Annotated in this window: 9 protein-coding genes; 3 read left to right on the top strand and 6 right to left on the bottom strand. The window is 63.2% G+C overall.

Features of this window, described 5'->3' with window-relative positions; genetic code table 11:
- Positions 1 to 313 precede the first annotated feature (313 nt).
- The gene (locus JWR51_RS16950) at positions 314 to 1,354 is read left to right on the top strand and encodes a dipeptidase (RefSeq protein ID WP_299750095.1); all 1,041 of its coding nucleotides are present in this window, start codon (positions 314 to 316) and stop codon (positions 1,352 to 1,354) included.
- 150 nt (positions 1,355 to 1,504) lie between these two features.
- Here JWR51_RS16950 and topA read toward each other — a convergent pair whose 3' ends face one another.
- The 6 genes from topA to ruvX all read right to left on the bottom strand — a co-directional run bounded on the left by topA (position 1,505) and on the right by ruvX (position 9,659).
- Positions 1,505 to 4,135 (bottom strand): type I DNA topoisomerase, encoded by a 2,631-nt coding sequence (topA, locus tag JWR51_RS16945; protein WP_299750092.1) that lies wholly within the window; start codon positions 4,133 to 4,135, stop codon positions 1,505 to 1,507.
- Positions 4,136 to 4,258: 123 nt separating this feature from the next.
- Positions 4,259 to 5,389: a DNA-processing protein DprA gene (dprA, locus tag JWR51_RS16940; protein ID WP_299750089.1), complete on the bottom strand. Its 1,131-nt coding sequence runs from the start codon at positions 5,387 to 5,389 to the stop codon at positions 4,259 to 4,261.
- Positions 5,386 to 5,991 carry a glycerol-3-phosphate 1-O-acyltransferase PlsY gene (gene plsY, locus JWR51_RS16935; RefSeq protein WP_299750086.1) on the bottom strand — a complete coding sequence of 202 codons (606 nt, stop codon included), beginning with the start codon at positions 5,989 to 5,991 and terminating at the stop codon, positions 5,386 to 5,388. The genes dprA and plsY overlap by 4 nt, the downstream gene beginning before the upstream one ends.
- On the bottom strand, positions 5,988 to 7,289 hold the full coding sequence (gene pyrC / locus JWR51_RS16930; protein ID WP_299750083.1) for a dihydroorotase: 1,302 nt from the start codon (positions 7,287 to 7,289) through the stop codon (positions 5,988 to 5,990). Before pyrC ends, plsY begins: the two co-directional genes overlap by 4 nt.
- Positions 7,286 to 8,275 carry an aspartate carbamoyltransferase catalytic subunit gene (locus JWR51_RS16925; RefSeq protein WP_299750080.1) on the bottom strand — a complete coding sequence of 330 codons (990 nt, stop codon included), beginning with the start codon at positions 8,273 to 8,275 and terminating at the stop codon, positions 7,286 to 7,288. Before JWR51_RS16925 ends, pyrC begins: the two co-directional genes overlap by 4 nt.
- Positions 8,276 to 9,197: 922 nt before the next feature.
- Entirely contained in the window at positions 9,198 to 9,659 is a 462-nt protein-coding gene (gene ruvX, locus JWR51_RS16920) for a Holliday junction resolvase RuvX (protein ID WP_299750077.1), read from the bottom strand.
- A 70-nt stretch (positions 9,660 to 9,729) separates the two neighbouring features.
- Here ruvX and JWR51_RS16915 point away from each other — a divergent pair, with 70 nt between their 5' ends.
- Positions 9,730 to 10,263, top strand: coding sequence for a hypothetical protein (locus JWR51_RS16915; RefSeq protein WP_299750074.1), 534 nt, complete (start codon positions 9,730 to 9,732; stop codon positions 10,261 to 10,263).
- A gap of 212 nt (positions 10,264 to 10,475) precedes the next feature.
- Complete coding sequence (gatC, locus tag JWR51_RS16910) at positions 10,476 to 10,763, top strand: Asp-tRNA(Asn)/Glu-tRNA(Gln) amidotransferase subunit GatC (RefSeq protein WP_299750071.1); 288 nt, start codon at positions 10,476 to 10,478, stop codon at positions 10,761 to 10,763.
- Positions 10,764 to 10,765 lie beyond the last annotated feature (2 nt).

The raw sequence follows: 10,765 nt of genomic DNA, 5'->3' as shown, positions 1-10,765 counted from the left end.
AGGGCTACTGAGAGAATTGCGGCGTTTCATCGGGTATCGCTGTCTCAATAGATTTCACTGCCCCAGTAGTCCTCATGGTGAGGTGGGAGCGCAGCGACCCTCGAACCACGAGGACGTGGCAGAATGGTGTTTCGCGATGACCTTGCGGCAGGGGTGGCCCGACCTGCGCCGGGTGACACCGAGTTTGTTGTGTCTTTGCGCCGTGCAAGGCTCAAGCTTGCGGCTCGTCAGCAATAGCGACGCGCCAATCAAGAGGGTTGGCCGGGCGGCGGGTTGGCCCTATCTGTAGCACAGCGCAAATTCAGGTCCCCCCATGCCCAATATTCCTTTCTTCGACGGTCACAACGATACGCTGCTCAAGCTGTGGATGGCGGAGGGGGCGGATAAGGAAAAACCGTTTATCGAGGGCATGGCGGGGGCGCATATCGACCTGCCGCGAGCCAAGGTCGGGGGGATGGTCGGTGGATTTTTCGCGATGTTCCCGCCGCCGCTGAGGGAGGGCCCCCCGCCGGTGGCTGGAGTGCTGAGCGACAAGCTGCCGCCGCAACTGGCCTGGGCGGATGCGCAGGTGTCGACCACCGGCATGGCGTCGATTCTGCTGCGGCTGGAGCGGGCGGGGGCGCTGGCGGTTTGCCGCAGTGCTGGCGAACTGCGCGCCGCGATCGAGGCGGGGACGCTGGCATCGGTGTTCCACATCGAGGGCGCCGAGGCGATCGATACAAATTTCCGGTCGCTGGATGTGCTCTATGCCGCCGGGCTGCGGTCGGTCGGGTTGGTGTGGAGCCGCGCCAATGCGTTCGCGACCGGGGTGCCGTTCCGGCACAATGTCGATCCCGATATTGGGCCAGGGCTGACCGAGGCCGGCAAGGAACTGGTGCGGGCGTGCAACCGCATGGGCGTGATGCTCGATATGTCGCATCTCAATGCGGCAGGGTTCCGCGATGTGGCGGCGATCAGCGACAGGCCAATCGTGGCGACGCATTCCAATGTGCACGCGATCTGCCCGCATGCGCGCAATCTGGTGGATTGGCAGCTCGCCGCGATTGCGGAAAGCAAGGGCGTGGTGGGGCTGAACTATGCCGTCGGGTTTTTGCGGCCGGATGGGAAGTTCATCGCCGATACCGAGATCGAAGTGATGGTGCGCCATGTCGATGCGCTGGTGGAGGCGCTGGGCGAGGATGGCGTGGCGCTGGGATCGGATTTCGACGGGGCGATGATGCCTGCGGCGATCGGGGACATCACCGGCGTGCAGAAGCTGCTGCAGGCGCTGCTGGACAAGGGCTATGGCGAGGAGCTGGTCGGCAAGATCGCGCTGGGGAACTGGATGTCGGTGCTGGAGCGGACGATCGGGTAGAACCCCTCACCCTGACTATTCTGCTGAACGCAGAATAGTCTGTCCCTCTCCCGCAAGGGGAGAGGGGTGACGACTGAGGGTTCAGTGCTGTCCCCTTCTCCCCTTGCGGGAGAAGGTGCCCGAAGGGCGGATGAGGGGTGCTCCTCGGACCTAGAACGGCACGTCTTCGTCGGCGACGGTCGTTTTTTTGGCTGCGGGCTTCTTGGCAGCAGGCTTTTTAGCCGCCGTCGTCGTGGCCTTCTTTGCCGCCGGCTTCTTGGCGGCAGCCTTTTTCGCCGGGGCCTTCTTGACCTTTGCGCCGGTGGCTTCGGCGCGGGCGGCGATCCAGCCGAGAGCCTGCTCCAGTGTCACGGCTTCTGGGGCCACGTCCTTGGGGATGGTGGCGTTGATCTTGCCCTGGTTGACATAGGGACCGTATTTGCCGCCGCGGACGGTGATGGGGCCGTTATCGTGCTCGAAGGTCGCGATGGCGGCTACGGCCGAGCCACCGCGCTTGAAGCCGCCAGCGGCCTTTTGGGCGAGCAGGTCGACGGCGCGGTTGAGGCCGACGGTGAAGATCTCTTCGACGTCCGGCAGGTTGGCATATTTGCCGTCATGCAGGATGAACGGGCCGTAACGGCCGAGGCCAGCCACGATAGGCAGGCCGCCATCGGGGTGCAGGCCGACATCGCGCGGCAGCGAGAGCAGTTGCAGGGCCTTATCGAGTGTCAGCGCCGTGGGCTCCCAGCCCTTGGGCAGGGATGAGCGCTTGGGCTCCTTGCCATCGCCGAGCTGGACATAGGGGCCAAAACGGCCGGTCTTGAGGTGGACTTCCTCGCCCGAAGCGGGATCGGTGCCCAGGATGCCATCGCCGGCGGCGGCTTCCGAGGACTGGCCAGTGGCGGCGTCCGAAAGCTGCATGGTGTGCTTGCATTCGGGATAGTTCGAGCAGCCGATGAAGGCGCCGTATTTGCCCAGTTTCAGCGAGAGCTGGCCAGTGCCGCAGGTGGGGCACAGCCGGCGGTCGCCGCCATCGGGCTTGGGCGGGAAGATGTGGTCCTGCAGCAGGTCGTTGAGTGCGTCGAGCACCTCGGTGACGCGAAGGTCCTTGATTTCCGCGGTGTGGCGCGAGAACTCGGTCCAGAAATCGCGCAGCACGGTCTTGTAGTCGATCTCGCCGGCCGAGACTTGGTCGAGTTGCTCTTCGAGATTGGCGGTGAAGCCGTATTCGACATAGCGGTTGAAGAAGCTCTCAAGGAACGCCGTGACGATGCGGCCGCGATCCTCGGGATGCAGCGCCTTGCCTTCGAGCTTGACGTAGTCGCGGTCCTTGAGGGTGGTCAGGGTCGCCGCATAGGTGGACGGCCGGCCGATGCCGAGCTCTTCCATCTTCTTGATCAGGCTGGCTTCGGAATAGCGCGGCGGCGGCTGGGTGAAATGCTGCTCGATCTCGACGGCCTGCAGTTTGGGCTTGTCACCGACCGCGAGGGCGGGGAGTTCGCGGCTGTCCTCGTCGACCTCGTCCTCATCCGACTTGGCCTCGACGCCGTAGAGCGCGAGGAAGCCGGGGAAGGTGACGACCGAGCCGATGGCGCGCAGTTCGACGGCGCGGCCGGGGACGTTGACGGCGATATCGACGGTGGTGCGGTCGATTTCGGCGGACTTCATCTGCGACGCCAGAGTGCGGCGCCAGATCAGGCCGTAGAGCTTGGACTGGTCAGCATCGAGATGCAGTGCCTCGGGCTTCTTAAACATATCGGTCGGGCGGATGGCCTCGTGCGCCTCCTGGGCGTTCTTGGCCTTGGTCTGATAGATGCGCGCCTTTTCCGGCAGGTAGTCGTCGCCATAGAACTTGCCGATGGCGCTGCGGGCCATGGCGATACCCTCGGGGGCCATCTGCACGGCGTCGGTTCGCATATAGGTGATCAACCCGTCCTCGTAGAGGCGCTGGGCGATCTGCATGGTGCGCGACGGGCTGAGGCCAAGGCGCGAGGAAGCGTCTTGCTGCAGGCTCGACGTGGTGAAGGGTGCATACGGATTGCGCTTGGTCGGCTTCTTGTCGACGGAGGAGACGTTGAACTGGCCGGCTTCGATCAGCGCCTTCAGTTCGGCGGCGTTCTCGCCGGTCTTGATGCCGAGCTTGTCGGTCTTCTTGCCATCGACGGAATAGAGGCGGGCGAGGAAGCTCTTGCCGGCCTGGGCCAGCTTGGCTTCGACCGACCAATATTCATCGGCCTTGAACTTTTCGATTTCGGATTCGCGATCGCAGACGATGCGCAGGGCAACCGACTGCACGCGGCCGGCCGAACGAGAGCCCGGCAGCTTGCGCCACAGAATCGGCGAGAGGGTGAAGCCGACGAGGTAGTCGAGCGCGCGGCGCGCCAGATAGGCATCGACCAGGGGCTGGTCGATATCGCGCGGAATCAGCATCGCGGCGGTGACGGCATCCTTGGTGATGGCGTTGAACAGCACGCGGCGGACGGGTGTGTCCTTCTTGAGCGCCTTTTTCTGGCGCAGCACATCGAGCACGTGCCAGGAAATGGCTTCGCCTTCGCGATCCGGATCGGTTGCGAGGATCAGTTCATCGGCGCCCTTGAGGGCGTTGGCAATGTCGGCAATGCGCTTCTTGGAGGCGGTATCGACCTCCCAGGACATGGCAAAATCTTCGTCGGGACGCACCGAGCCGTCCTTGGCCGGCAGATCGCGGACATGGCCGAACGAGGCCAGGACTTCGTATCCTGAACCCAAATATTTGTTGATTGTCTTGGCTTTAGCCGGACTCTCAACGACCACGACCTTCATGAATTACCCAATCCGCACACGTCTTCTGGAAGTGGCGCAACATGGTGAAGCCGAGCGGGCGTGTCAACGGGATGAAATGAGGGTGTGGGATGCTCTCTCTTAGAGAGAGGAAAATTTGGGGCCCTACTTGTACCGCAGTGCCACCAATTGCCCGCTGGACCATTCGATCTCGCCGGCCAGATCCAGTTCGAGCAGCAGCATCTGGATGACGCCGACCGACAGCCCCGTCTGCCTGATGATCTCGTCAACCTCCACCGGCGTGGTGCTGAGCGCGGAGAGCAGGCGCGACTTGTCACTGTCGCTCGGTGCTTCGGCGGATTGTGCCTCGGAAAAATCGGGCTCCCAATCGGGATCGAACAGCGCGTTGCGGGCCGGATCGGCGCCGCCGAGCGATTCGATGATGTCAGCGGCATTTGTGATCAGCTTGGCGCCCTGCTGGATCAGGGCGTTGCCGCCTTCGGCGCGCGGATCGAGCGGAGAGCCGGGGACGGCGAAGACGTCGCGGTTTTGTTCGAGGGCGAGGCGGGCGGTGATCAGGGAGCCGCTGCGCTTGGCGGCTTCGACGACGACGATGCCGAGGGAGAGGCCGGACACCAGCCGGTTGCGGCGGGGGAAATCGCGGGCGCGGGGCTCCCAGCCGAGCGGCATTTCGGTGAGGAGGGCGCCGCCATTGTCGAGAATGTCATGGGCGAGGGGAATGTTCTCGTCGGGATAGATCTTGTCGAAGCCGCCCGCGAGGACGGCGATAGTGCCGGTGGTCAGGCTGGCGCGATGGGCGGCGGTGTCGATGCCGCGGGCGAGACCCGAGACGATGGTGTAGCCGCGCTCGCCGAGATCGAGCGCCAGCATGCGCGTCATCTTGATCCCGGCGGAGGATGCGTTGCGAGCGCCGACCATGCCGACGGTACGGGCCCAATCGAGATTTTCGCCACCGGCCATGGTGACCAGCGGTGGCGAGGCGGGGATATAGTTGAGCAGATTGGGATAATCGGCTTCGCCAGTCGCGACGAGTCTCGCGCCGAACCGTTCGAGGCCGGCCAGTTCGTCCTCAGCCTGCATCTGGGTGGTAATGCGGGGAGCCGTGCCGGTGCGCTTGAGCAGGCCGGGCAGGGCCTCGATGGCAGCGTCGGCCGAGCCGAAGCGGTTCAGCAATTGGCGAAAGGTAACGGGGCCGACATTTTCGGTGCGGATCAGCCGAAGCCAGGCCGTGCGTTGCGAGCGCGTCAGGACCAGGCCTGGCGCGACGAGGCTCACGCCGTGGGGGCTTTCTTCTCCGAGCCGATCTTGGGCTCGGTATTGTTGAGCAGGCGCGCGATATTGGCCCGGTGCTGGTAGAACAGCAAAATCGCCATCAAGGCTACGGTGGCGGCCAGCCATTCATCGACCACCACATAGGCAAAAATCGGGGCCGTCGCGGCGGCGGTCAGGGCGGCCAGAGAGCTCATCTTACGGGCGAAGGCGATGACCAGCCAAACGGCGCAGAAAATCAGGCCCACGGGCCACGACAGGGCCAGCAGCGAGCCGATCATCACGGCGACGCCCTTGCCGCCCTTGAAATTGAGCCAGACCGGAAAGCAATGGCCGAGGAAGGCGAAGATGGCGCAGACCATGCCCGCTTGCTCGCCCCAGAAATAGAGGGCAAACAACACTGGTAGCGCAGCCTTGCCGGCGTCGAGAATGAGCGTGGCGGCGGCGAGCCAGCGATTGCCGGTGCGCAGTACATTGGTGGCGCCGATACTGCCGGAGCCGATAGCGCGGACGTCACCCAGGCCGGCGGCGCGGGTGAGCAACAGGCCGAACGGCACCGAGCCGCAAAGATAGCCGAGGACGGCAGCGTAAAGAAAAGTGATGGTCACGAGGTCTCCTCGGCGAAGGTGTGGACGGTTTGGCCGCCCACGATGGTTCGCATCACCTTGCCAGCAAGTCGCGCGCCTTCAAAGGCGGTATTTCGCGAGCGCGAGTGGAAATCGCGTTCGGCCACCTGCCAGGGATAGTCGAGATCAAAGAGGATGAGGTCGGCCGGTGCGCCTTTTGCAATGCGGCCGGAGGGGAGGCCGAGGATTTGCGCCGGGCGGAAGGTCATGGCGCGCAGCACGGTCATCAGGTCGACATCGCGCGAATGGACGAGCCGCAGGGCGGCGGCGAGCAGGGTTTCGAGGCCAATGGCCCCGTCAGAGGCTTCGGCGAAGGGCATGCGCTTGACCTCGCTATCCTGCGGATCATGGTCCGAATGGATGGTGTCGATGACGCCGGAGCGAAGGCCCTCGATCATGGCCTGGCGGTCGTCCTCAGTGCGGAGCGGCGTCGCCAGCTTGAAGAATGTGCGGTAGCGGCCGATGTCGTTTTCGTTGAGCGACAGGTTATTGATCGAGATGCCGCAGGTGATCTTTTTGGACCGGCGCTTGGCTTCGCGGACCAGCGAGGCCGAATAGGCGGTCGAGATTTGCGCGGCGTGGTAGCGGGTGCCGGTCAGCACGGCCAGTTGCAGGTCGCGGGCCAGGGGGATGGTTTCGGCTTCGAGCGGAATACCGCGCAAGCCCAGAATGGTGGCGAAGAGGCCCTCGTTCATCACTCCGTCGCCGGTCAGTTCGCGGTCGGCGACGTGGTGGATGATCTGCATGTCATAGTTGGCGGCGTAGCTGAAGGCGGTGCGCAGCAGCGAATTGGACTGGATCGAGCGGCGGCCATCGGTGAGGCAGACGGCGCCGGCCTCCTTGAGCAGGCCGAATTCGGTGATCTCGGAGCCGTTGAGGCCCTTGGTGATGGCACCGGCAGGCAGGATATTGACCTTGCTGGTGGCACTGGCCCGGCGGATCAAGAAATCGATTAGCGCGCCATCGTCCACCACGGGGGTTGTGTCCGGCATCATGACGAAGCTGGTAATGCCACCGGCAGCGGCGGCTTCGCCGGCCGACTGCAGGGTTTCGCGATATTCCTTGCCGGGCTCGCCGGTGAAAACGCGCATGTCGATCAGGCCTGGGGCGAGAATCAGCCCCTTGGCATTGATGACTTCTGCATCCTCGGGCACGCCGACGGGGCCGCCCTGAACGATATCGGCTATGACGCCGTTTTCGATCAGCACCGCACCTTGATGATCGGTCATGGAGCCCGGATCGACGATGCGGGCATTTTCGATGAGGACGGGCCGGCTCATGACTGGTCTCCGGCAGGCAGCAGCGCATCGAGCACGGCCATGCGCACGGCGACGCCCATTTCGACCTGTTCGTTGATGACCGATTGCACACCGTCGGCAATGGCGGGATCGATCTCGACGCCGCGATTCATCGGGCCGGGATGCATGACGATGGCGTCGGGCTTGGCGAAGCCGAGCTTTTCGGCGTCGAGGCCGTAGAAGCGATAATATTCGCGGACCGAGGGGATCATGCGGCCATTGGCGCGCTCATGCTGCAGGCGCAGCATCATCACCACATCAGCGCCGGCCAGGCCCTCGCGCATGTCGGTGAAGACCTCTGTGGCCAGCGATTCGATGCCGGCTGGCAGCAGGTTGCGTGGGGCGATGACGCGGGTTCGCACGTTCAGTGCGCCGAGCAGGAGCAGGTTGGAGCGGACGACGCGGGAATTGGCGATATCGCCGCAGATGGCCACGGTGAGACCCGAAATGCGGCCTTTGTGGCGGCGGATGGTGAGGGCGTCGAGCAGGGCCTGGGTGGGATGCTCATGGGCGCCGTCGCCGGCATTGATGACGGCGCAGCCGACTTTTTGGCTCAGGAGTTCGACGGCGCCGGCGGCTGAGTGGCGGACAACGATGACGTCGGGCCGCATGGCGTTGAGGGTGGAGGCTGTGTCGATCAGGGTTTCGCCCTTGGAGACCGACGAGGTCTTGACCGACATGTTCATCACCAGCGCGCCGAGGCGCTTGCCGGCGATTTCGAACGAGCCCTGGGTGCGGGTCGAGGCTTCGAAGAACAGGTTGATCTGGGTCTTGCCCGCCAGCGTGGGGAGCGTCTTGCGCTCCTGCCGGGAGACCGGGACCATGCGCTCGGCGCGGTCGAGCAGGTCGATGATCTCGTGCTGCTTCAGATCGGCAATCGAGAGCAGGTGGCGCTGCTGGAATGGGGGGAAATCGCCGGAGGAGGCGGTCGAGGTAGTCGAGGCTTTGCCTGGCGAAGCTTGGGCCATGCGCTCCCATCCGTATTGTTTGGTGGGGTTTACGGGAGGGGGGCGCGGGGGGCAAGGGGAATAATTTTATCCTCATGCCATAGCCTACGTCGCTTGACTACATTGAACAAATATAGAACATTAGAAGAACGGACGCAGACATAAGTACTGTATCTGATGTTCTAAAGTTTGCGGCAGCCATATCTCTAATTTGGGCAGCCTTTGCCCTGAAATTGGAGGTTGGAAGCGAACATGCCGCTGAAACGGGGCCGAGAGCAGATTAGAGGCAATACGTGGTCTGGCAGTGCGCAGATTTCGGTAGTTTTAGTTCTTCGCAATGTTGGAAGTGTCCTCGGGTCTTGCCGAAGATTGAAAGTGAAAGACCTTGGCGTACGATTGTCTGTCCGGTTCCTCGTTTATCTTAGCGCTGGCCGGCCGCTAGGCCATGCAGAACGTGGTCCTCGTAAGAGAAAAAACTCCGCGCATCCGGCGAGCCAAGCCGGAGAGCGGGCGACTTGTACGCGTAACGTGGACTGACAATGTCGTAGAAACAAAAGACCTGTTCCCACTTCTGGCAAATGATAGGTCCCTTGTTAGGCTCCGATCTAACGATAGCCTATTTTCGGCTTTGCGAGTTTCCCCTGAAGGAGACAGGATCATCTGGGATGGCAAGCTTTCGTTGACTGCGGTAGCGATCGCAAGGTTGCCTCGAATGAGCATGGACACAGAAGAGTTCAGGGCTGTGATGGCGGAGCTTCATCTGAGCTCGGATGGACTGGCGGCGCTGCTTGGACTTTCTCGCCGATCTATAACCGACTATCGCGGCGGGGGAGATATACCGAAGACTGTAGTGTTGGCTGTGCGATATTTAGCCGATCTGGCACGCATGTAGTCAGGTCTACCAGGCCGGTAGGAGGCGTGGTGGCGGCTTTCTAGTTGATTATCAGTTTCTTAGACGATCCAATGCGCCCTGCAGGATGTAGCTCGCGGCCAGCTTATCCACGACCTCGGCGCGTCGGTCGCGACGCATGTCCGCCTGGATCATCATGCGGGTCACCGCGCTGGTGGATAGCCGTTCGTCCCAGAAGGCGATGGGCAGGGTGATGCGTTGCGCGAGGCTCCGGGCGAAGGCGCGGGTGGACTGCACGCGCGGGCCCTCGGAGCCGTCCATGTTGAGCGGCAGGCCCAGAATGACGGCGACGATGGCGTTTTGCGCGATGATTTCGTCCAGCCGGATGGCGTCGGCGGTGAATTTGGTGCGCTTGATGGTTTCGAGCGGGGTCGCCGAATAGCGCATGCCGTCGGAGATGGCGACGCCGATGGTCTTGGTGCCCAGATCGAGCCCCATGATGCGGCCGGTCGCGGGGATATTGGCCAGCGGATTGGCGAATTCGTCGTCGGACATGAGGTCTCGGCTTTGTGTGATCGAGACCGTCCTATAGTTTGTGGGCAAATTTGGCGACTGGATTCGATTGATGAAACTGACCTGGTTCGGCGGCACGACGATGCGAGTGCATATCGGCGGGGCGATGCTGGTGATCGACGCGGAGGGGGCGCCCGCGGGAATCGATCGGGCGGAGTTGGTGTCGGGTGCGGATCGGCAGGTGTCGTTTGCGGACCTGGTTGGGCTGGAAGCCATCGATCCGGCGCGGTGGGTGCCGCGCAAGGTGTCAGCGCTGATTGATGAGAGCGACGTGCCGGCGGTAGCGGTGTATCGGGCGGGTGACAAGGCTATCCTACTGGATGCGGTGGGTGAGCAACCGCTGCTGATCGTGACCGGCGCAGTCGAGCGCATGGGACGTTGGGCGGGGAATGCGGTGGTCGTCGTCGCAGGGGCGCCCGAGGCGTTGCCGGAGCTGGCGGCCAATGTGCTGGAAGCCTTGGCGCCGAAGTTGATCGCGGTAGCCGGGCCGGAAGCGGCGGTAGACGCGGTGATTCTGCGGGTGAAGGACCTGCTGGACGGCACCGGGCTGATGGCGCTGGAGCCGGGACTGGCGCTGGAGGTATAGCGCGGCTCTCGACCAACCTTGCCTACCCGCGGACTTGATCCGCGGGTCTTTTTCAGTTTGGCACATGCCGATAGTGGCCCGCGGATCAAGTCCGCGGGAAGGGCGGTGGGGGTGGCGGTATGGTGGCAATCGTCGAAGATTGGTCGCACATGTTGCAACTTCACGCGCGCCGTTGTTAAAAGCGCATCACTTCCCAAGCCTGGAGACAAGCCATGTCGGTCGACGCCGCAACCGTAAAGCGCATTGGGCGCCTGGCGCGCATTCGTATCGAAGAGAACGAAGTGGCGACTTATCAGGACGAGCTCAATACGATCCTGGGCTTCGTCGAGCAGCTCAGCGAGGTGGATGTGACCGGCGTCGAGCCGATGACCTCGGTGACGCCGATGGTGCTGCGCCGACGTGATGACGTGGTGAGCGATGGCGGTTACCCGGAGCGCATCGTCGCCAATGCGCCGCTGAGCGAAGACAATTTCTTCATGGTGCCCAAGGTGATCGAGTAGAT

This window comes from Devosia sp., from assembly GCF_028290625.1.
In the GTDB taxonomy this organism is placed as follows: Bacteria; Pseudomonadota; Alphaproteobacteria; order Rhizobiales; family Devosiaceae; genus Devosia.
The sequence above is the reverse complement of the archived record's forward strand: the minus strand, read 5'-3'. Positions and strand labels throughout refer to the sequence as shown.

Bases quoted from the DNA above. Each gene is read 5' to 3' on its own strand.
- JWR51_RS16950 (WP_299750095.1), top strand. From the start codon at position 314: ATGCCCAATATTCCTTTCTTCGACGGTCACAACGATACGCTGCTCAAG.
- topA (WP_299750092.1), bottom strand. From the start codon at position 4,135: ATGAAGGTCGTGGTCGTTGAGAGTCCGGCTAAAGCCAAGACAATCAAC.
- pyrC (WP_299750083.1), bottom strand. From the start codon at position 7,289: ATGAGCCGGCCCGTCCTCATCGAAAATGCCCGCATCGTCGATCCGGGC.
- JWR51_RS16925 (WP_299750080.1), bottom strand. From the start codon at position 8,275: ATGGCCCAAGCTTCGCCAGGCAAAGCCTCGACTACCTCGACCGCCTCC.
- ruvX (WP_299750077.1), bottom strand. From the start codon at position 9,659: ATGTCCGACGACGAATTCGCCAATCCGCTGGCCAATATCCCCGCGACC.
- JWR51_RS16915 (WP_299750074.1), top strand. From the start codon at position 9,730: ATGAAACTGACCTGGTTCGGCGGCACGACGATGCGAGTGCATATCGGC.
- gatC (WP_299750071.1), top strand. From the start codon at position 10,476: ATGTCGGTCGACGCCGCAACCGTAAAGCGCATTGGGCGCCTGGCGCGC.